General features: G+C 66.6%; 18 protein-coding genes. 9 read left to right on the forward strand and 9 right to left on the reverse strand.

What is annotated here, in order from left to right; all coding sequences use genetic code 11:
- The first annotated feature begins 127 nt into the window (after positions 1 to 127).
- The 7 genes from HTA01S_RS19805 to HTA01S_RS19835 all read left to right on the forward strand — a co-directional run bounded on the left by HTA01S_RS19805 (position 128) and on the right by HTA01S_RS19835 (position 9364).
- Positions 128 to 1207, forward strand: a complete 1080-nt coding sequence (locus HTA01S_RS19805) for a bifunctional riboflavin kinase/FAD synthetase (protein ID WP_068174470.1) — start codon at positions 128 to 130, stop codon at positions 1205 to 1207.
- 132 nt (positions 1208 to 1339) lie between these two features.
- Entirely contained in the window at positions 1340 to 4249 is a 2910-nt protein-coding gene (ileS, locus tag HTA01S_RS19810) for an isoleucine--tRNA ligase (protein ID WP_068174471.1), read from the forward strand.
- Positions 4249 to 4755, forward strand: a complete 507-nt coding sequence (gene lspA / locus HTA01S_RS19815) for a signal peptidase II (RefSeq protein WP_068174472.1) — start codon at positions 4249 to 4251, stop codon at positions 4753 to 4755. Before ileS ends, lspA begins: the two co-directional genes overlap by 1 nt.
- A 94-nt stretch (positions 4756 to 4849) precedes the next feature.
- Positions 4850 to 6508 carry a Na/Pi cotransporter family protein gene (locus HTA01S_RS19820; RefSeq protein WP_068174604.1) on the forward strand — a complete coding sequence of 553 codons (1659 nt, stop codon included), beginning with the start codon at positions 4850 to 4852 and terminating at the stop codon, positions 6506 to 6508.
- A 68-nt stretch (positions 6509 to 6576) separates the two neighbouring features.
- On the forward strand, positions 6577 to 7728 hold the full coding sequence (locus tag HTA01S_RS19825; protein ID WP_068174473.1) for an aminotransferase class V-fold PLP-dependent enzyme: 1152 nt from the start codon (positions 6577 to 6579) through the stop codon (positions 7726 to 7728).
- Between the two features lie 242 nt (positions 7729 to 7970).
- Positions 7971 to 8603 (forward strand): porin family protein, encoded by a 633-nt coding sequence (locus tag HTA01S_RS19830; protein WP_068174474.1) that lies wholly within the window; start codon positions 7971 to 7973, stop codon positions 8601 to 8603.
- A 221-nt stretch (positions 8604 to 8824) separates the two neighbouring features.
- Complete coding sequence (locus HTA01S_RS19835) at positions 8825 to 9364, forward strand: porin family protein (RefSeq protein WP_068174475.1); 540 nt, start codon at positions 8825 to 8827, stop codon at positions 9362 to 9364.
- Positions 9365 to 9374: 10 nt separating this feature from the next.
- Here HTA01S_RS19835 and HTA01S_RS19840 read toward each other — a convergent pair whose 3' ends face one another.
- Entirely contained in the window at positions 9375 to 10367 is a 993-nt protein-coding gene (locus HTA01S_RS19840) for a quinone oxidoreductase family protein (RefSeq protein WP_068174476.1), read from the reverse strand.
- A gap of 121 nt (positions 10368 to 10488) precedes the next feature.
- Between HTA01S_RS19840 and HTA01S_RS19845 the strand changes: the two genes are divergently transcribed.
- Positions 10489 to 11421: a DMT family transporter gene (locus HTA01S_RS19845; protein ID WP_068174477.1), complete on the forward strand. Its 933-nt coding sequence runs from the start codon at positions 10489 to 10491 to the stop codon at positions 11419 to 11421.
- A 3-nt stretch (positions 11422 to 11424) separates the two neighbouring features.
- Here the strand turns inward: HTA01S_RS19845 and HTA01S_RS19850 are convergent, their stop codons facing one another.
- The 7 genes from HTA01S_RS19850 to HTA01S_RS19880 all read right to left on the reverse strand — a co-directional run bounded on the left by HTA01S_RS19850 (position 11425) and on the right by HTA01S_RS19880 (position 19771).
- Complete coding sequence (locus HTA01S_RS19850; protein ID WP_068174478.1) at positions 11425 to 13455, reverse strand: 4-oxalomesaconate tautomerase; 2031 nt, start codon at positions 13453 to 13455, stop codon at positions 11425 to 11427.
- A gap of 93 nt (positions 13456 to 13548) precedes the next feature.
- Positions 13549 to 14469 (reverse strand): porin, encoded by a 921-nt coding sequence (locus tag HTA01S_RS19855; protein WP_068174479.1) that lies wholly within the window; start codon positions 14467 to 14469, stop codon positions 13549 to 13551.
- 67 nt (positions 14470 to 14536) lie between these two features.
- Positions 14537 to 15892 (reverse strand): 3-carboxy-cis,cis-muconate cycloisomerase, encoded by a 1356-nt coding sequence (pcaB, locus tag HTA01S_RS19860; protein WP_068174480.1) that lies wholly within the window; start codon positions 15890 to 15892, stop codon positions 14537 to 14539.
- A gap of 29 nt (positions 15893 to 15921) precedes the next feature.
- Entirely contained in the window at positions 15922 to 16743 is an 822-nt protein-coding gene (locus HTA01S_RS19865; protein WP_068174481.1) for an HpcH/HpaI aldolase/citrate lyase family protein, read from the reverse strand.
- Positions 16740 to 17921, reverse strand: a complete 1182-nt coding sequence (locus tag HTA01S_RS19870; RefSeq protein ID WP_068174482.1) for a CaiB/BaiF CoA transferase family protein — start codon at positions 17919 to 17921, stop codon at positions 16740 to 16742. The genes HTA01S_RS19865 and HTA01S_RS19870 overlap by 4 nt, the downstream gene beginning before the upstream one ends.
- 11 nt (positions 17922 to 17932) lie before the next feature.
- The gene (locus tag HTA01S_RS19875) at positions 17933 to 18781 is read right to left on the reverse strand and encodes an FAS1-like dehydratase domain-containing protein (protein ID WP_068174483.1); all 849 of its coding nucleotides are present in this window, start codon (positions 18779 to 18781) and stop codon (positions 17933 to 17935) included.
- Between the two features lie 30 nt (positions 18782 to 18811).
- Positions 18812 to 19771, reverse strand: a complete 960-nt coding sequence (locus tag HTA01S_RS19880; protein ID WP_068174484.1) for a Bug family tripartite tricarboxylate transporter substrate binding protein — start codon at positions 19769 to 19771, stop codon at positions 18812 to 18814.
- A gap of 164 nt (positions 19772 to 19935) precedes the next feature.
- On the opposite strand from HTA01S_RS19880, the gene HTA01S_RS19885 reads away from it, so the two are divergent.
- On the forward strand, positions 19936 to 20874 hold the full coding sequence (locus HTA01S_RS19885) for a LysR family transcriptional regulator (protein WP_068174485.1): 939 nt from the start codon (positions 19936 to 19938) through the stop codon (positions 20872 to 20874).
- Between the two features lie 14 nt (positions 20875 to 20888).
- Here the strand turns inward: HTA01S_RS19885 and HTA01S_RS19890 are convergent, their stop codons facing one another.
- Entirely contained in the window at positions 20889 to 21686 is a 798-nt protein-coding gene (locus HTA01S_RS19890; RefSeq protein WP_068174486.1) for an SDR family oxidoreductase, read from the reverse strand.
- Positions 21687 to 21703: the final 17 nt, after the last annotated feature.

The following is a 21703-nucleotide window of genomic DNA, read 5'->3' on the forward strand; positions in this document are numbered from 1 at the left end:
CCGGACAATCTGTCTTCAGAACGGCGCGCCACCGCAGGGTCGTGCGCCGCACGTGTGTCAATATACAGTGCTTCTGTGACAAGCACCTGAACCGCGTTCAACTCCCGGGAGTGGACGGACATCGCTCATGAAAATCATCCGTGGCCTCTGGAACCTGCAACACGCCCTGCGCCACGAGGCCATCGCGGGCTGTGCCCTGACCATCGGCAACTTCGACGGGGTGCACCGCGGCCACCAGGCCATGCTGGCCCTGCTGAACAACGAGGCCCGGCACCGTGGCGTGCCCAGCTGCGTCATGACCTTCGAGCCGCATCCGCGCGACTATTTCGCCGCCGTGCACCACAAGCCCGATCTGGCCCCCGCGCGCATCGCCACCCTGCGCGACAAGCTCGAAGAGCTGGCCCGCTGCGGCGTCGACCGCTGCGTGGTGATGCCGTTCAACGCCCGGCTGGCTTCGCAGGCCCCACAGGCCTTCATCGAAGACACGCTGGTGCGCGCGCTGGGCGTCAAGTACGTGCTGGTGGGCGACGACTTCCGTTTCGGCGCCCAGCGCGCGGGCGACTACGCCATGCTGGATGCCGCCGGCGCATCGCTCGGTTTTGACGTGGCGCGCATGCAGAGTTACGAGGTGCACGGCACCCGCGTCTCCAGCTCGGCCGTGCGCGAGGCGCTGGCCGCGGGCGACATGGACCGGGTGGCCGCCCTGCTCGGGCGCCCGTTCAGCATCAGCGGCCACGTGGTGCATGGGCGCAAGCTTGGGCGCCAGCTGGCCGAAAGCAGCCCGGGGCGCGGTGATGGCTTTCGCACGCTCAATCTGCGCTTTGCGCACTGGAAACCGGCGGCCAGCGGTATTTTTGCGGTGCACGTACACGGCCTGGGCCCCGAGGCGGATTCACCGCCTTTGCCCGGTGTCGCCAACCTGGGGGTTCGCCCCTCGCTGGACCCGAACGACGCCAATGGCGGGCGGGTGCTGCTGGAAACGCACTGCCTGGAATGGCCTGAGGCGCTGGTCGCCAGCCTGCCCGGCGGGGAGGCCTACGGTAAAATCATCCGCGTGGAACTGCTGCACAAACTGCACGAAGAGCTGAAGTACGACAGTCTGGACGCCCTGACCCGGGGCATCGCCAAGGACTGCGACGACGCACGTGCCTTCTTTGCGTCGCTGCACACCCAGACGCACCGCCAGACCACCCGCGACCGAATTTAATGCCGCTGCCGGGGCGCCAAGCCCCGGGCCGCGCGCCCTCTGACAGGCTCGGGGCGACCCGCCCCACCCCCGTGCGCCACGCCGCATCACCGAGCCTGCCTTTGCCGATCCCGAATTCGAAAGTCGACCACCATGTCTGAAAAACCCGCTGCCCCGAAGAACGAGGCCAAGCCCGAAGCCAGCGCCTACCGCGCCACGCTGAACATGCCCGACACGCCGTTCCCCATGCGCGGCGACCTGCCCAAGCGCGAGCCGGCCTGGGTCGGGGAATGGAATCAAGGCGGCCTCTACAAGCGCCTGCGCGACGCCCGCCACGGCGCGCCGCTGTTCGTGCTGCACGACGGCCCGCCCTACGCCAACGGCAAGCTGCACATCGGCCACGCGCTGAACAAGGTGCTGAAAGACATGATCGTGAAATCGAAGCAGCTCGCCGGCTTCGACGCGCAGTACATCCCCGGCTGGGACTGCCATGGCCTGCCGATCGAGAACGCGATCGAAAAATTGCACGGCCGCAACCTGGGCCGCGACGACATGCAGGCCAAGAGCCGTGCCTACGCCACCGAGCAGATCGACCAGCAACGCGAAGACTTCAAGCGCCTGGGCGTGCTCGGCGACTGGGAACGCCCCTACCGCACCATGGACCCGGCCAACGAGGCCGGCGAGATCCGCGCCTTCAAGCGTGTGATCGAGCGCGGCTTCGTCTACCGGGGCCTGAAGCCGGTGTACTGGTGCTTCGACTGCGGCAGCTCGCTGGCCGAGTTCGAGATCGAATACGCCGACAAGCAGAGTGACACGCTGGACGTGGCGTTCGAGACCGACGACGCCACCCAGCTCGCCGCCGCCTTCGGCCTGGCCTCGCTGCCCGCGGGAAAGAGCGCCTTCGCCGTCATCTGGACCACCACCGCCTGGACCATCCCGGCCAACCAGGCGCTCAACGCCCACCCGGAACTGACCTACGCGCTGGTCGACACGCCCATGGGCTGTCTGGTGCTGGCCGAAACGCTGGTTGAAAAGTGCCTGGAGCGCTTCGGCCTGCAGGGCAACGTGCTCGCCACAACAAAGGGCGATCAACTGGGTGGCCTCCAATTCCGCCACCCGCTGTACGACGTGGACGCGGGCTACCGCCGCCTCTCGCCGGTCTATGTGGCCGACTACGTGAGCGACAGCGATGGCACCGGCATCGTGCACTCGGCGCCGGCCTATGGCGTGGACGACTTCAACTCCTGCGTGGCCAACGGCCTGGCCTACGACGACATCCTCAACCCCGTGCAGGGCAACGGCGCCTACGCGGCCGACTTCCCGCTGTTCGGTGGCCTGCACATCTGGAAGGCTGTGCCGGTCATCCTCGAAGCGCTGAAAAACGCCGGCCGCCTGCTCGCCACCCAGAAGATCACCCACAGCTACCCGCACTGCTGGCGCCACAAGACGCCGGTGATCTACCGCGCCGCCGCGCAATGGTTCGTGCGCATGGATGAAGGCGAGGGCGTGTTCACCAAAGACAAGGCGCCCAAGACCCTGCGTCAGCTGGCGCTGGACGCGATCGACCACACCAGCTTCTACCCCGAGAACGGCAAGGCCCGTTTGCGCGACATGATCGCCAACCGGCCCGACTGGTGCATCTCGCGCCAACGCTCGTGGGGCGTGCCGGTGCCCTTCTTCCTGCACAAGGATTCGGGCGAACTGCACCCCAACACCATGGCCATCCTGGACCGGGCGGCCGACATCGTGGAGCAGGGCGGCATCGAGGCCTGGAGCCGCGTGACGGCCGAAGAAATCCTGGGCGCCGAGGACGCCCCGCACTACACGAAAAGCACCGACATCCTCGAAGTGTGGTTCGACTCGGGCTCCACCTTCTGGCACGTGCTGCGCGGCAGCCATGCGCACGCCTACCCGAACGGTGCCTTCCACGCCAGCGGCCCCGAGGCCGACCTCTACCTCGAAGGCCACGACCAGCACCGCGGCTGGTTCCACAGCTCGCTGCTGCTCGGCTGCGCGCTGTACGACCGCGCGCCCTACAAAGGCCTGCTGACCCACGGTTTCGCCACCGACGGCCAGGGCCGCAAGATGAGCAAGTCGTTGGGCAACACGGTGGAGCCACAATCGGTGACGAGCAAGCTCGGCGCCGAGATCGTGCGCCTGTGGGTGGCCAGCACCGATTATTCGGGCGACCTCAACATCGACGACAAGATCCTCGCCCGCGTGGTTGACGCCTACCGCCGCATCCGCAACACACTGCGCTTCCTGATGGCCAACACGGTCGACTTCGACCCGGCCACCGACGCCGTGCCGCTGGAGCAGATGCTGGAGATCGACCGCTACGCACTGGCCCGTGCCAGCGAGCTGCAGGCGCAGATCCTCGCGCACTTCGACGTCTACGAATTCCACCCGGTGGTGAGCAAGCTGCAGGTGTACTGCTCGGAAGACCTGGGCGCGTTCTACCTCGATGTGCTCAAGGACCGGCTGTACACCACGGCACCCAAGAGCCTGGCGCGCCGCTCGGCCCAGACCGCGCTGCACCAGATCACCAACGCCATGCTGCGCTGGATGGCGCCGTTCCTCAGCTTCACCGCCGAAGAGGCCTGGGGCCATTTCGCGGGTGACAAGAACCAGGGTTCGATCTTCTTCGAGACCTTCTTGCCGCTGCCCTCGGCCAACGAAGCGCTGCTGGCGAAGTGGAACCGCCTGCGCGCGATCCGCGACGTGGCCAACAAGGAAATCGAAGCCGTGCGCACCGCGGGTGCCGTGGGTGCCTCGCTGCAGGCCACGCTGGTGATCACCGCGGGCGCCGACGACGCGGCCCTGCTGCGCTCGCTGGGCGACGACCTGAAGTTCGTCACCATCACGTCCGCCGCCACGGTGGCGGACGGCGCCGAACTCCAGGTGGTGGTGACGCCCAGCGCCGCACAGAAGTGCGAACGCTGCTGGCACTACCGCGACGACGTGGGTGCCGATGCGGCCCACCCCAGCCTCTGCGGCCGCTGCGTGAGCAACCTGGCCGAAGCGGCGGGCACGGGAACGGGCGAAACCCGCCAGGTGGCCTGATGGCAAAAAACCAAAGCTCGCTCTGGCCCTGGCTCGGCCTGGCCGCCGCCATCGTGCTGCTCGATCAGTTCACCAAGGTGCTGATCCTGGGCAACTACCGGTTGGGCGACGGCACCCCCGTCACCAGCTTCTTCAACATCATCCGGGCACACAACACCGGCGCTGCCTTCAACTTCCTCGCCTCGGCGGGTGGCTGGCAGCGCTGGCTCTTCACCGGCATCGGCGTGGCCGCGGCGGGCTTCATCGTCTGGATGCTGCGTTCGCACCCGGGCCAGAAGCTGTTCGCGTTTGCGCTGGCCTGCATCCTGGGTGGCGCCGTCGGCAACGTGATCGACCGCCTGTTGCACGGCTACGTGGTGGACTTCCTGGACTTCCACTGGTCGTTCCTGGCCGGCCTGTTCCCGGGCGGGCATTTCCCGGCCTTCAACGTCGCCGACGCGGGCATCTCCATCGGTGCCGCCTGCCTGATCCTCGACGAGATCCTGCGCGTGCGGCGCGGCCGCTGAGCCCGCCACAGCAGACACGCGGCACTTGGGGCCGCGTGGCCGGCCCCAAACGCGCCAGCGCCCGGCCACGCGGACGCGTATAGTTTTGATGTTCATGAGACATCTGCTGGATCTTCTGGCCGCCGTGGCCTTGCTGGTGTGGGGGACGCACCTGGTGCGCAGCGGGGTGCTGCGCGTCTTCGGCAGCAACCTGCGCCAGATACTCGCCACCAGCATGGGCAACCGCTTCTCGGCCGCGCTCTCCGGCCTGGCGGTCACGGCCCTGGTGCAGTCCAGCACCGCCACCGCGCTGATCACCGGCTCCTTCGTGGGCCGCGGCCTGATCGCGCTGCCCGCCGCCCTGGCCGTGATGCTGGGTGCGGACATCGGCACCAGCGTGATGGCGGTGGTGTTTTCCTTCGACCTGTCCTGGCTCTCGCCGCTGTGCATCTTCACCGGCGTGGCGCTGTTCATCTCGCGCCAGGGTACCGTGCCCGGCGACGTCGGGCGCATCCTCATCGGTCTGGGCCTGATGCTGCTGGCGCTGCAACTGGTGACCGGCTCCACCAACCAGTTGACGCAGAACCCGGCGGTGCAGCTGATGCTGGAGTCGCTCAGCAGCGACCGGCTGCTGGAAATCCTGGTGGGTGCCACGCTGGCGGTGCTGGCCTACTCCAGCCTGGCCGTGGTCCTGCTCGCCGCCACCCTGGCGCTGCAGGTGGTGGGGCTGGACGTGGCGCTCGGTCTGGTGCTGGGGGCCAACCTGGGCAGCGGGCTGATGGCCGTGGTCACCACGGCGCGCTCGGGCGTCAGTGCCCGGCGGGTTCCGGTGGGCAACCTGCTCTTCAAAGTGATGGGCGTGCTGATCGCGCCCTGGTTGATCCCGCTGTGGCTCCGGGGGGTGCAGCCACTGGTGCAGGACCCGGCCACGCTCACGGTGCTGTTCCACCTGAGCTTCAACCTCATGGTGGGCCTGATCTTCATCGGCCTGACCCAGCCGGTGGCCCGGCTGGTGGAAAAGCTGTTGCCGACGCCGGACGGCAACGGCCCGCTGAACCGGCCCAACCACCTCGACCCCTCGGCGCTGGCCACGCCGTCGCTGGCCATTTCGTGCGCTGCGCGCGAGGCGCTGCACCAGGCCGATGTCGTCGAGACCATGTTGCGCGGCGTGATCACCGTGATCCGGAGCAACGACCTCAAGTTGGCCCAGGACCTGCGCAAGCTGGACGACACCGTGGACAGCCTGTACTCGGCCATCAAGTACTACCTGACCAAGATCTCGCGCCAGCAGCTCAGCGAAGAAGAGAGCCGGCGCTGGACCGACATCATCAGCTTCACCATCAACATGGAGCAGATCGGCGACACGGTCGAACGGGTGCTGCTCGATATTGAGGAAAAGAAGATCCGCAAGGGGCGCGAGTTTTCCGAAGCCGGCATGGCCGAAATCGTCGAACTGCATGCGCGCCTGCTGGACAACCTGCGCCTGGGCATGAGCGTGTTCCTCAATGGCAACGTGCGCGATGCCCAGCGACTGCTGGAAGAGAAGGTGCGCTTTCGCGACATGGAGCGCGAGTACGCCGCCGCCCACCTGCAGCGCCTCTCGGGCATGAGCATGCTGAGCATGGACACCAGCGCGCTGCACCTGGACATGATCAGCGACCTCAAGCGCATCAACTCCCACATCTGCTCCATCGCCTACCCCATCCTCGACAGCGCCGGCGTGCTCGCGCCCAGCCGGCTGCGTGCGCCAACGGCCACCCCCGAGCGGCCCTGAGGGCCGTGGCGGAAAAGCCGCTGTGCTACGCTGGCAAGCCGTTTTGCGACCCGCCCCAGGAGACACCCATGCCCGGACTGCTGCCCCACGTCGACCCCGACGGCCTGCTCGAATTTTCGGTGGTCTACACCGACCGCGCGCTCAACCACATGTCCAAGCGCTTCCAAGGCGTGATGACCGACATCTCGGCCATGCTCAAGCGCGTCTATGGCGCGCATTCGGCCGTGCTGGTGCCGGGCAGCGGCACCTTTGGCATGGAGTCGGTGGCGCGCCAGTTCGCGCACGGCCAACACGTCATGGTGATCCGCAACGGCTGGTTCAGCTACCGCTGGACACAGATCTTCGACATGGGGTCCATCCCCGCCAGCCACACCGTGATGAAGGCGCGCCGCATCGCCGAGGGTTCGCAGGCCGCCTGGGCACCCGCGCCGATTGAAGAGGTGAAGGCCGCCATCGCGGCAGAAAAACCCACCCTGGTGTTTGCGCCACACGTGGAAACCGCCGCCGGCATGATGCTGCCCGACGACTACCTGAGCGCCGTGGCCGACGCGGTGCACGCTGTGGGGGGCCTGATGGTGCTGGACTGCATCGCCTCGGGCGCGATGTGGGTGGACATGGCCGCGACCGGTGTGGACATCCTGATCTCGGCGCCGCAAAAGGGCTGGAGCAGCTCGCCCTGCTGCGCCATGGTGATGCTGAGCGAACGTGCCCGTCAGGCCATCGACACCACCCAGAGCACCACCTTCGCGATGGACCTGAAGAAGTGGCTGCAGATCATGGAAGCCTACGAAGGCGGTGGGCACGCGTACCACACCACCCTGCCCACCGACGCCCTGCTGCGGTTGCGTGACACCATGCAGGAAACCGAGGCCTACGGCTTCGAGAAAGTGCGCGACGAGCAGGTCGCCCTGGGCCGCGCCGTGCGTGCCCTGCTGGAGAAACACGGCTTCCCCAGCGTCGCGGCCAAGGGCTTTCAGGCGCCGGGTGTGGTCGTGAGCTACACCACCGACCCCGAGATCCAGTCGAGCAAGAAATTCCTCGCTGCGGGTCTGCAGGCCGCCGCTGGCGTGCCGCTCCAGTGCGACGAGCCGGCCGAGTTCCGCAGCTTCCGCATCGGCCTGTTTGGCCTGGACAAGTGGCACGACGTGAACGGCACACTGAGCCACCTGGAGGCCGCGCTGCAGGCCGTGGCACCACCGCCGGTGGCCACACCCGCCTGACGCGGCCCCCCTGAGCGAACGCTGCCGGCCCGCAGCGGTTCGCCCGCTCTGACCGGAGCCATGTCCGATGAATTCGGGTATTTAATAGCTACAATTCAGCCCGGCGCAATTCGAAAAATTGCGCCTTTTTTATTACTCAAATAGAACAGCGGCCTATGCAGGGTGTGGGGTTCCGCGCCGGCGCAGGCGGTTGCTCTGTTGTGGGTATTGCATCTGTTTTGTTTCTGTTCCAGGGAGTTCTCATGAAAAAACTGATTCCGTTCATCGCGATCGCCACCATGGCATTCACGGGCCTCAGCGCCCAGGCCCAGGTGGTCCAACAAAAGGCCGCCAGCGGCGTGGCCAAGGCCGAGGGCGCGCTCGACAAGGGCCTGGCTTCGCAAGGCCTGAAAAACCAGGGCCTGTACGGCGAGCTGGGCCTGAGCCTGCTGAGCTACAAGATCTCGAACCACGGCATTTCCGCCAAACCCATCATGCTGCGCGGCATCGTGGGCTACGACTACCACCCCAACCTGGCCGCCGAAGCCATGCTCGGCCTGGGTCTGCGGGGCGGCAGCGCCACCGGCTACTTCGGCTCGGCCTACAACGTGAGCGCCGGCACCATGATCGGCGTCTACGCGAAGCCAAGGCTGCAGCTGGGCGACATGGAGCTGTTTGGCCGCCTCGGCCTGGTCAACACCAGCTCCAGCGTGCGCGGCTATACCGGGACCGACGGCGGCGCCGGGTTGTCCTATGGCGCAGGCTTCAGCTACCTGACCGACTGGGCCTCGTTCAGCCACCGGAAGATCTCGATCAACGCGGACTACATGTCCTACTACAGTGGCAGCGGTGTGAAATACACCGGCTTCACGCTGGGCGCCGGCATGAAGTTCTGACCCGCCCCAACCCTTGTCAAACAAGCCACCTTCGGGTGGCTTTTTTTTTGGGGCCGCTGCAAGCCGGGCGACGGCTCCGGGAGGCCGGTACGGCTTACCGAATGAGACAAACGTATCCGCTGCTTTCGCCGTGTAGGGGGAACGACGCCCGCCGCCAGCGAGTCCAGCCCAGTGTTGCCCTTGAAGGGTGGCATTTTTCACCAATCCGAACTGGAGGTTTCATGAAACATCTCGGCAAAATTGTCGCCATCGCCGCTGTCGCGCTCACCGCCACCGCTGCCCAAGCACAAGGAGCGTACGGAGAGCTGGGGTACAGCCGCCTCAATTTCGAGAACCGGGACGGCGGCTTCTCCGCCAAGGTCAACCCCTCCATGGTCCGCGGCATCGCGGGCTACGAGCTCAACCCGAATCTGGCCGTGGAAGGCTTGCTGGGTCTGGGCGCGGGCTCCGACGATGTGAGCGTTGGCGGGGTCACGGTCAAGGGCAAGGTCGAGCACGTGTATGGCGCCTTCGTCAAACCCAAGATCCGCCTGGGTGAGTCCGTGGAACTGTTCGCCCGGGCCGGTGTCGCCGGCACCAAGGTCAGCGCCCGTTCGGGCAACCTGAGCGTTTCGGACTCGGGCGGCAGCTTCGCCTACGGGGCGGGCATGAGCTTCGCGCTGGGTGGCAACACCTCGTTGAACGCCGACTACATGAACTACTACGACCGCAAGGGCGTCAAGGTGGACGGCATCAACGTCGGCGTGGGCATGAAGTTCTAAGTCTGTCCGGTCAGGGCAGCAGGATCGTGCAGCCCGTGGTCTGCCGCGCCTCCAGGCTGCGGTGCGCGGCCCGCACGTCGGTCAGCGCAAAGCGCTGATCGATGCGGATCTTCACCGCACCGCTGGCCACCACCGCGAACAGCTCGTCGGCCATGGCCTGCGTGCGTTCGCGGCTGGTGATGTGGGTGAACAGGGTCTGGCGCGTCACGTAGAGCGAACCCTTGGGCCCCAGAATGCCGGGCGCGAACGGCGCCACCGGCCCGCTGGCGTTGCCAAAGCTCACCATCAGGCCAAAGGACCTCAGGCAGTCGAGCGACTTGTCAAACGTGTCCTTGCCCACCGAGTCGTAGACCACTTTCACGCCCTTGCCGCCGGTGATCTCTTTGACCCGCGCGGCGAAATCCTCGCTGCGGTAATTGATGGTGAATTCCGCGCCGTGCTCCCGGGCCAGCGCGCATTTGTCGTCCGAACCCGCGGTGCCAATGAGACGCAGACCCAGGGCCTTGGCCCACTGGCAGGCGATCAGCCCCACACCACCGGCCGCGGCGTGGAACAGCACGAAGTCGCCCGGATGCAGCCCTTCCACCGGCGGGCAGCGCTTGAGCAGGTACATCGCGGTCAGGCCCTTGAGCATCATGGCCGCGCCGGTCTCGAAATCGATGGCATCGGGCAACTGGCACACGTTCATGGCCGGCATCACGCGCAGGTCGCAATAGCTGCCGGGCGGGTTGGCGGCGTAAGCCGCGCGGTCGCCCACCTTCAGGTGCGTCACGCCCTCACCCACGGCCTCGATCACGCCCGCGCCCTCCATGCCCAGCGACAGGGGCATGGTGTTGGGATACAGGCCGCTGCGCTGGTAGACGTCGATGAAGTTCAGGCCGATCGCGTGGTGGCGAATGCGCACCTCGCCCGGACCCGGTTCGCCCACGCTCAGGTTGTCGATCACGAGCTGTTCGGGGCCGCCGTTGGCGTGGATGCGCACGGCGCGGCTGGTCTGGGTCATGGGAATCTCCTGCGTTGTTCAAGACAGCGCACATGCTGCCACGAAACCGCCGTGTCGCCAGCGGAGCAGGCCGCCAGCCCCGCGTCAGCGCGGGACATGACCGTGTGGGTACAGTCGCCGCATGACCGCCCCCGCCCGCCTCACACCGTCCACCATCGCCCTGCTGCTGATCCCGCCGCTGCTGTGGGCCGGCAACGCCGTGGTCGGCCGCATGATGCAGGGCGCCATCCCACCCATCACCTTCAATTTCCTGCGCTGGGTGCTGGCGGGGTTGGTTCTGCTGCCGCTGGCCGGCTGGGTGCTGCGGCCCGGTAGCGGCCTGTGGGCCCACAAGAAGCGCTTCGCCCTGCTCGGCCTGCTGGGCGTGGGCATGTACAACGCGCTGCAGTACATGGCGCTCAAGACCTCGACCCCGCTGAACGTGACCCTGGTGGCCTCCAGCATCCCGGTCTGGATGCTGATCCTGGGCCGGCTGCTCTATGGCGTGCCCATTTCGCGCCGCGCCGCGCTGGGCTCCACGCTGTCGCTGGCCGGCGTGGCGGTGGTGCTCGCGCGTGGCGATCTGGCGCAGCTGCTGGCGGTGCAGTTCGTGCCGGGCGACGCCTGGATGGTGCTGGCCTCCATCACCTGGGCCTGGTACAGCTGGCTGCTGGTGCGGCCACCCGAAGGCGGCTACCCGGCCAGCATCAAGGCCGACTGGGCGGCCTTCCTGCTGGCACAGATCGCGTTCGGCCTGGGCTGGTCCAGCCTGATGACCGCTGGCGAATGGCTCAGCCTGCCGCCCGCCACCGCAGGCAGCACCCACATCGCCTGGGGCTGGCCACTGGCCGCCGCGCTGGCCTACGTGGCCATCGGGCCGTCGCTGCTGGCCTACCGCTGCTGGGGCGCCGGCGTGGCCCGCGTCGGGCCGGCCATCGCCGGCTTCTTCAACAACCTCACCCCGCTGTTTGCCGGGCTCATGTCGGCCACGCTGCTGGGCGAACTGCCCCACCTCTACCACCTCGCCGGCTTCGTGCTGATCGTGGGCGGGATCCTCGTTTCTTCGAGGCGCTGAGTCTCAATCGAACGAGAGGTCGGGTCGAAGACCCGCTTGGCGCACCACGCCCTGCCAGCGCTCACCCTCTGCCATCAGCAGGTCGTGCAACTGGCCTGGTGTGGAGGTTTGCACCCGGGCGCCATCGGCTTCCATGCGCGCCACGATCTCAGGGTCCTTCAACACGCCGTTGAGCGCGGTGTTCAGCTGCCGCACCACCGCAGGCGGTGTCTTGGCCGGCGCGAACAATGCGTACCACTGCGTCATCTCAACACCCGACACGCCCGCTTCCAGCAGCGTGGGCACATCGGGCAGCGCGGGCAGGCGTGTCGGGCCGGCAACCGCCAGCGCTTTCAGACGCCCGCTTCGCAGGTAGGGCTGGGCCGTGAACAGGCTGGGGAACATCACCTGTACCAAGCCATTGGCCACGTCGGCAATGGCGGGAGCGGCGCCGGAAAAATCCACGCGCTGCAACTGGGAACCGGTCTGCAGGCGAAACAGTTCGGCGGCGAAATGCGGCACCGTGCCCTCACCGGCCGAGGCATAGCTCATACGCCCGGGTGACTCGCGCAGCAGACGCACCAGGTCCTCGACGCTGTCCACTCCCAACGTGGCCGGCACCACCAGCAGCGTGGGCGAATAACCGATCAGGCCGATGGGCGCGAAATCGGCCACCGGGTCGTAGCGCAGCTTCTGCAGCGCCGGGTTGATGCCATGGGTGGCGATGTAGCCAAACATCAGCGTGTGGCCGTCGGGTTGGGCCGCGGCCACGTACTCGCAGGCGATGCTGCCATTGGCGCCGGCGCGGTTGTCCACCACCACCGACTGCCCGAGCAGAGGACCGAGCTTGCGCACAAGGGTTCGCGCCATGGTGTCGTTACCGCCGCCCGCGCTGGTGGGCACGATCACGTGCACCTCGCGTTGCGGGAACTGGCGCTGTGCCATCACGCCGGGCACGGCATCGTTCGCGGCGGGCGCGGGCGGAAACACATAGCCCGGCAGGTGCAACATGCCGTGCATGATCTTGCGCGCCGTGCGCACCAAGGCTGCGCTCTGCACGGTGGCGGCATCGCCCGTTCCGTCGAGCTCCACCTCCACATCGATCTGTCCGGCTGGATGAAGCACCACCAGCGGATGGCGTCCTGGCGGACGCGCCACACCGCTGGCCACGGTACCGGGCAAGGCAAAGGCGGTCGCCACGCCAATGGCGCCGGTGACGGCGTGTGAAGCGTGGCATTTGTGGGGTGTGAAATAGCGCGAGGTGATGCTGTTGGGCGCGTCACCTGCGCTGACCAACACCGGTTTGGGAACCACGCTTCCCGACACGTCGCCCAGACCCATGCGCAGCCCGGCCTGCAACCGCAGCGCCTCGATGCGCGCCAGCAGCGCGACATTGGCGTCCAGCTCGGCTGGCCGCTCACGACCAGTGAGCCCCAGGTCGGAGGCGCGCAGCATCATCAGGGGCATGGCCGCGTCGATGCAGGTCACGTCGAGGCCTTCGATGGTGTCGATGCGCTGTCCCGTGGGAAAAAGTTGCCCGGTCACCGCGCCCCAGGCATCCAGAAAGTTCAGCAGAACGGGCGCCGCGGTGCCCGCCACACCGTCGATGCGGGCATCGCCTTCGTACGTCACCTTGCCCCCAGGCGTGCACACGGTCACCTCGATCTGCGAGCCGGTGTTGACGTTGTGGATGCGCACGGTGGTGGTGCCGTCCTGCGCCGGGATCAGCCCCTGCTCGATCGCAAACGGGGCCACGCCCGAAAGCATGTTGCCGCAGTTGGGCCGGGTGTCCACCGACTGGTGCCCCACCCCCACCTGGGCGAACAGGTAGTCGAGATCGCAATCGGTCCGGGTGGAGCGCGACACAATGGCCACCTTGCTGTTGAGCGTGCTGCCACCACCCAGGCCGTCGAGCTGCAGCGGGTCCGACGCGCCGATGGCGCCGATCAGCGCCTGGTCGCGCGCCTCGTCACCTTCGGGCAGCCAGTCGCGCAGGAAGAAAGGGCCGCGGGAAGTGCCTGCACGCATGAGAACACAGGGAATCGACAGCTTCATGGCTCACTCTACTTTTGGAACGACGTCAGCGCAACGTGGCCAACCGAAAAAGGCCGCCCGAAAGCGGCCTGAAACCTGGGAACAGCTGATGGATCAGAAGTTGTGGCGCATGCCGATCAGTGTCGAGTTGACATCGGTCTCGGCCTTGCCCTTGCCGTTGCGTGCATGCGCGGCGTACAGGAAGGTGCGCTTGGAGAGCGGGTAGCGTGCCTCCAGCAGCAGATCGGTGTCCTTGTTCTCCGTGTCTCGCGCGACATCCACAATGAAGTTGACCGGGCCGGCCGGAATGGCGCCACCCAGAGTGAAACCTTTGCCACGCCCGGCACCCGTCGCGTCCTGGTAGCTCGCCGCGACACGGGCCACTCCAAAGTTGTAGGCGGCGCCCACCATGTGGTTGGCGTCCTTGTTGCTCAGTTTGTTGTACGCCAGGCTGGCCGACAGCGGACCGCCCCGGTAGATGACGTTGAACTCGGTCTTGGACACACCGTCCGCATTGTTGCCCTTGAGCACGTGCGCGACGGTCGCGGTCACGCCGCCGAAGCTGGGCGTGGTGTAGGTGATCTGGCTGTTGTTGCGGGAGTTGACGCCCACATAAGAGAACTGGCTGCTCACAGGGTTGTAGTTGGCGGCACCGGTCAACTCCCATGCGGTGACGGCCCGGAAACTCGGACTCAGGGTCCGCCCCAACAACACCGACCCAAAACCACCGCTGAGCGTCAGGTTGGCCGCACGACCGAAGAAGGGATCTGAGGCCGCGCCGGTTTCGGGATTGACCTGAGCTTCGAAATTGAACGAGGCCTTCAGACCACCGCCCAGATCTTCGGTCCCGCGAAAGCCGATGCGCGAGCTGCCGTTGGTCAGCGGGGATGCGCCCGCCAGTCGCCAAGACTGACCCGTGACCTTCGCCAGCGCCACGTCCGCCACGCCGTAGAGCGTCACGGACGACTGGGCATGAGCCACTCCTCCCAGGGTCAATGCGGACAGGGTGGCCGCGGCAAGCGCTTGTTTTTTCATCTTGGTTTGTCTCCAGTGAGATGCAGGTTGAGGAAAGTGAAATACGGAAGGAACGCCGTGGCGGACTTCAGACGAGGGCTGCATGCGCAGCCAGCACCCGGTCCACCATCACCCCGGCCTGGCCCAGGTGGTTCACCGGGTCGCACAAGGATTCGAGCTGTGAGCGGGACAGGTACTGGTTGATCTCCGGGTGCGCTTCCAGGATGTCGATCAACGGACGGTTCTCGGCCAGCGCCTGGCGGCACAGGTCGTACACGAGGTCGTGGGCGTACTCGCGGCCCAGGTACGGGCCCAAACCCATCATGACGGCCTCGGACATGACCAGCCCGTGGGTGATGTTCATGTTGGCGCGCATGCGGGTGGCATCCACTTCCAGGCCTTGCAGCACGAATTTGGTCTGCTTCAGCGCGCCCGACATGAGGCAGAAGATCTCGGGCAAACACACCCATTCGATTTCCCACGGGCCGGTGGACCGTTCATGGTCGGCGACCATGGCATCCATCAAGGCGGCAACGTGCTGGCGTGCCACCGAGATGTTGGCGTGGATGTAGAGGCAGGAGATCGGGTTGCGCTTTTGCGGCATGGTGCTCGACGAACCGCGGCCGGGGGCATAAGGCTCGAACACCTCCCCTACCTCGGTCTGCATCATCAGCTTCACGTCCATGGCGATCTTGCCCAGCGAACCGCCCACCAGACCGAGGAAAGCACCGACTTCGGCGATGGTGTCGCGCACCGTGTGCCAGGAGATCAGCGGCTGGGCCAGGCCCAGCTCTTTCATGAGCGCGGCCTGGGTTTCCATCGCTCCCTTTTCCAGCGACGAGAGCGTGCCCGAGGCGCCACCAAACTCCCCCATGAGCACACGGGGCTTGAGCTGTTGCAGGCGCTCGCGATGGCGATCCATGCCGGCCAGGATGCTGGCCATCTTGTAGCCGAAGGTGATCGGGGTGGCCTGCTGCAGGTTGGAGCGCCCGATGACCGGTGTGTCCCGGTACTTCTGCGCCAGCGCGGCCAGCGCATCGGAGATGTCCTTGAGGTCCTGCTCGACCAGCGCGAGGCCCTCGCGCATCTGCAGCACCGCCGCGGTGTCGGTGACGTCCTGTGTGGTCGCACCCCAGTGGCAGTACTCGCCCAGACGGTCACGGCAGTTGGCGTTGATCTGGTTGACCACGGCGATGATGGGGTAACCGATCTGCTCGGTCTTGGCCTTGAGCTGGTCCCAGTCGATCATGGACAGCTCGCAGTTCTTGACGATTTCGTCTGCGGCCTCCTGGGGAATGAGGCCCAGTTCTCCCTGCACCTTGGCGAGCGCACGTTCGATGTCCAGGTATTTGGCGGTGCGGTTCTCGTCCGACCAGACCTGGCGCATGCGCGCGTCGCTGAAGATGTCGCCGAAGATGCGGGAGTCGATGATGGTGGCTGCCATGGCAATCCTCTGGGAAGTGGGCGCAAGGTTCAGGTGATCGGGTCTGCCAGGGCCAGGATGCGTTGCGCGCGCAGCGCCACCGGCTTGTCGACCATGCGGCCGTCCACCTGGATCGCCCCCTGGCCACCCGCGGTCTGCCAGGCACTGTTCACGCGCGATGCCCAGGCCAGGGTCGGCGCATCGGGCCGAAGCGCCTCGCGCACCACGCCCACCTGCGTCGGGTGAATGCACAGCTTCGCGGCGAAGCCCAGGCTGCGCGCGTGCAGCAGGTCGCCGGTCACACGCGCAGCGTCAAGTTCGGGGGTGACACCCGCCACCGGCGACGGCAACTCGGCGGCACGCGAGGCCATGGCGATGGCGGTGGCGGCCGCATCGAGCGCGAAGCCGGGACCGGGCAGGTCGAGGTCCAGCAGGTAGTCGATGGAGCCGAAGGCCAGTCGCGACACATGAGGCGCGCGGGCGATGTCGGTCAGGGCCATCACACCGCGCACGGTTTCGATCAGCGGCAACACCTGGGCATCGGATGCCATGTGCGCATGAACCGCGGCGACCTGGGCCGCTGACTCGCATTTGGACAGCATCACCTCGCCCATGGGCTGGGTGGAAAGCCATTGCAGATCGTCGGCGTGCCACGGGCTCAGGGCATCGTTGAGGCGCACGAGGATGGTGGCGCGCGCGGCACCGTCCAGCGTGGCGAGCCAGGCACCGATGGTATGGCGGGCCTGAGGCTTGTCGGCGGGCGACACCGCGTCCTCCAGATCGAGGATGACACGGTCCGCACCACTGGCCAGCGCCCTCGCAAAACGCTCGGGCCGGTTGCCTGGAACGAACAGATAGGTGGTCGGGATCACACCGCCCCCTCGGCGCGCAAGGCCTGTACCTGCTCGGCGCCGTACCCCAGACCACGCAAAATGCGGTCGGTGTGCTGCCCGAGGGCGGGCACGGCGTCCATGCGCGGCGCGCCCTGGCTCCAGGAACCCGGCGGCAGCAGGGCCGGAACCGTCCCCGCCGGAGTGCCCACCGTTGTCCAGCGCTGGCGCGCCTGCAACTGCGGGTGCGCCCAGACCTCGGCCATGGTGTTCACCTGGGCGTTGGCGATCTGTGCCGTTTCCAGACGCTGCACCACCTCGGCGGCACTCAGCCCGGCAAAGGCGTTCACGATGATCTCGTCGAGCGATGCACGCGCGGCCACGCGCTGCGGGTTGCTCGCGAAGCGCTCGTCAGCGGCCAGCGCGGGCTGTTGCAGCACCTGCTCACAGAAGGCTTTCCACTCGCGCTCATTCTGCAAACCCAGCATCACGGTCTTGCCATCCCCGGCGGGGAACGGGCCGTACGGGTAGATGGTGGCGTGGCTGGCGCCGGTGCGCTTCGGGGGCGCCGCCCCGTCGATGCTGTAGTACAGCGGGTAGCCCATCCATTCGGTCAGGGCCTCCAGCATCGAGATGTCGATGTGCTGGCCCTCACCGGTCCGTTGGCGGTGCAGCAGCGCGGCCAGGATGTTGGTGTACGCATACATGCCGGCGGCGATGTCGGCAATGGACGGCCCGGCCTTGGACGGCGTGTCTTCGGTTCCGGTGACCGACACGAACCCGGCCTCGCTCTGGATCAGCAGGTCGTAGGCCTTCTTGTCGCGGTAGGGCCCGCTGCCGCCATAGCCGGAGATGTCGCAGACGATGATGCCGGGCTTGGTCTTGCTCAGCGCCTCGTAAGAAAGACCCAAACGAGCGGTAGCACCCGGCGCCAGGTTCTGCACCACCACGTCGGCCTCTTCTTCGATGATGCACTTGAGAATCGCCTGCGCCTCGGGGTGCTTGACGTCCAGCGTCAGGCTTTCCTTGCTGCGGTTGGTCCAGACGAAATGCGAGGCGATGCCCCGCACGCGGGTGTCGTAGCCGCGAGCGAAATCGCCCACGCCGGGGCGCTCGATCTTGATGACGCGCGCACCCAGGTCGGCGAGCTGGCGGGTGGCGAATGGCGCGGCGATGGCGTGTTCGAGCGTGACGACGGTGATGCCTTGAAGCGGTTGCATGGGGGTGTCCTTCAGCGCAACGTGGCCACGGCGTCCATGGTCAGCCAGCCCTCGTGGTCCTGCGCCCAGAGCTTCACCGTCTTGCCATCGGCCTGCGGAGCTCCATTGACACGGAACGGGTGCAAGTCGAACGTGGGCCGCACCGCCTTGAAGCTGAAGCTCGCCACGTCGGCACTCGGCAGGTGGCGGCGGATCTGGTCCATCAGCAGGGTGGCAATCAGCGGGCCATGAACGATCAGGCCGGGGTAGCCCTCGACCTCGGTCACGTATTTGCGGTCGTAATGGATGCGGTGGCCGTTGAACGTGAGCGCGCTGTAACGGAACAGCAGCACGTCGTCGGGCACGATCTCCAACTGCCAGGGGGCCCCAGTGGGCGCGGCCACGGGCAGAGGCTCCACATCGCTCGCCTGCTTAGCCTCCCGGTAGACGATGTCGTGAAACTCGACGATGGCAGGATCAGGCGCTCCGTTGCATCGCAACTCGTGACGCACCTTCACAAACACCAGCTGACCCGTCCGTCCTTCCTTCTGCGTCACATTGGTGATGGTGGAGGTGCGCTCCACGTCGTCGCCCACACGGACCGGGGAACGGAACTCGAACTGGTTGCCGGCCCACATGCGCCGCGGCAGCGGCACCGGGGGCAGGAATCCGCCTCGCCTGGCGTGACCGTCGGCACCGATCTCACTCTGCCGGTGCAGCGGCAGGAAATACAGCCAATGCCACAGCGGGGGCAGCGGTGTGCCAGGCACCACCGCCATGGCGGGGTGGTCGAGGGTGGCGTTCAGCGCCTTCACCGGTGTGGCACCGATGGTGTCGCGCACCGATTCCTGGCGACCGATCCAGTCCGAGAGGTTTTCCATGGTTAGGGGCTCTTCCACGCTGGCGCTGAATCATTCCGCAGTGAGCTTGGCTTTCGTCACCACGTCTTTCCACTTGACCAGTTCGGTCTTGACCATGGCACCCAGTTGCTCAGGCGTGCTGGTCTCGACATCGGCGCCGTGATCTTCCATTCGCTTGACGACTTCCTTGTCGCTCAGCACCTGGTTCAAAGCCTTGTTGATTTGGTCCACCACCGCCTTGGGCGTCTTGCCGGGCGCAAACAGGGCGTACCACTGCTGCACCTCCACCCCCTCCACACCGGCCTCCTTCAGGGTCGGCACATCGGGGAGCAGAGCCGAGCGCTTCGGTCCGGCCACGGCCAGCGCCTTGAGCTTGCCGCCCTTCACGTGCGGCAGCGCCGTGAACAGACTGGGAAACATGAACTGGGTCTGACCGCCGATGGTGTCGTTCACAGCCGGGGCTGCGCCCTTGTAGGGCACGCCCAGCATCACGACGCCCGCATTCAGCTTGAACAGCTCGCCGGCGAAGTGAGGCGCTGTGCCATTGCCTGCAGTGGCATAGGTGTACTTGTCGGGTTTCGCCTTGAGCTGGGCCACCAGGTCCTTGACGTCCTTCACGGGCGTGTTGGCATTTGCCACCATCAGCGTGGCCGAGTAGCCCACCAGGCCCACCGGCTCGAAATCGGTGACCGGGTCGTAACGCAGCTTCTGCAAGGCCGGGTTCATGGCGTGGGTCGCGATGTAGCCCAGCATGAGCGTGTGGCCATCGGGCGCAGCGCGCGCCACAAACTCGCTGGCAATGGAGCCGTTGGCGCCTGCCCGGTTCTCCACCACGATGCTCTGCCCGAGCATGGGCCCAAGTTTCTGGGCAATGGTGCGCGCCATCAGGTCGTTGCCGCCACCGGCTGCCGTCGGCACCACGATGGTGATGGTCTTGGTGGGGAATGCCATGGCCAGCGGCGTGAGGGTGATGGCCGTGCCCACGATCATGGTGGCGAGCAGCTTGTTCATGTCTTGTCTCCTGTACGGGTCGGTGTCGGTGAACCGGTGCGAAAGGCCTTGAGGGGCCCCATCCACAACCGCAAGCGAATGATGTTCCGAGTCGATGCTGCTGTGAATTGCATATTTGAGATGGATTGATCCACAATTCACATCAATCAGATTCGGGGATTTTCATGGCCATCAACTTCGATCTCAACGACCTGCTGGCCTTTCGGGCCGTGGCGGAGCTGGGCAGTTTTCGCAAGGCGGCGGAGTCGGTCCACATCTCGCAGCCGGCGTTCAGCCGGCGCATCGACAAGCTGGAAAGCGCGTTGGGTACGCGCTTGCTGGAACGCACCACACGACGCGTCAGCCTGACCGCGGTAGGCCGGGACTTCGATCGCCAGTTGCGGCATATCCTGGACGCGCTGGACACCACGCTGCTGGGCATTCGCGGCGTGGCGGCCACCCGAATGGGCGAGGTCACGATCGCGTCGGTGCCCTCGGCCGTCAACTACTTCCTGTCGCGCGTGATTGCGGTCTACCACGAACGCTATCCCAAGATACGGGTGAAGATCATCGATGGCAGCGCGAACGACGTGCTGCTGGCCGTGGCGCGTGGCGAGGTGGACTTCGGCCTGAACTTCATCGGCTCACAGGAAGCCGACGTGGAGTTCGAGCCTTTGCTGGAGGAGCAGTTCGTTGCGGCCTGCCGGCGCGATCACCCCCTGGCGAAAAAGAAGCAGGTGCGCTGGACCGAACTGGCGCAATACGACTACATCTCGGCTGGCAAGACCTCGGGCAACCGGCTGCTGATCGACCAGGCGCTGGCCGGCCTGCCGGGTCAACCCCAGAGCATGTACGAGACCCAGCATGGAACGACCATGATCGGCCTGGTCGAAGCGGGCCTGGGCGTGGCGGTGGTGCCCTCCATGGCGATGCCCGGGTCCGACCACCCGCTGCTGATGAGCGTGCCCTTGATTGACCCGGTGATCAAACGCAAGATGGGTCTGATCAGGCGTCGTTCGACGGTGCTCTCACCTGCGGCGCAACAGTTTTATGCGCTCTGCGCGGAGCTGCAAGTCGAGACAAAAGCTCCGCCCGCCACCACCCGCCGCAGACCGGCGGGCTGATCAACCGCCGCCGGTCAGTACGTCCCCGGATACGCCCCGCCATCGGCCAGCACGTTCTGGCCCGTCATGTAGGCCGCCTGCTGGCTGCAGAGGAAGGCGCAGATGGCGCCGAACTCCTGCGGGTGGCCGTAGCGGCCGGCGGGGATCTGCGCCTGCTGCTGGCGGCGCAGTTCTTCCACGGGCTGGCCGGTTTTTTCCGACGCGCCTTTGAGCGTGGCGGCGATGCGGTCGGTGTCGAACTTGCCGGGCAGCAGGTTGTTGATGGTCACGCCCTGCGCCGCGATGCCGCTGCGCGCCACGCCGGCCACGAAACCGGTGAGACCGCTGCGCGCACCGTTGCTCAGGCCCAGGATGTCGATCGGCGCTTTCACCGCGCTGCTGGTGATGTTGACGATGCGGCCGAAGCCGCGCTGCGCCATGCCGTCCACCGTGGCCTTGATGAGTTCGATGGGCGTGAGCATGTTGGCGTCCACCGCCTTCAGCCACTCGTCGCGCCCCCATTGGCGGAAGTCGCCGGGCGGCGGGCCGCCGGCGTTGGTGACCACGATGTCGAACGCCGTGCCGGGCCCGCTGGCCGCCGCGAAAGCGGCAGTGCGGCCTTCGGGCGTGGTGATGTCTGCCGCCACGGCGATCACCTGCACATCCGGCGCAGCGGCGCGGATGCCCGCGGCCGAGGCCTCGAGCGCTTCACGCCCGCGCGCCACCATCACCACATTCACGCCCTCGCCCGCCAGCGCCCGCGCGCAGCCCAGGCCCAGGCCCTTGCTCGCGCCGCAGACCAGTGCCCATCTGCCTTTGATGCCGAAATCCATGTCCGTGTCTCCTTGTC

The sequence above is a fragment of the Hydrogenophaga taeniospiralis CCUG 15921 genome, from assembly GCF_001592305.1.
GTDB classification, from domain to species: domain Bacteria; phylum Pseudomonadota; class Gammaproteobacteria; order Burkholderiales; family Burkholderiaceae_C; genus Hydrogenophaga; species Hydrogenophaga taeniospiralis.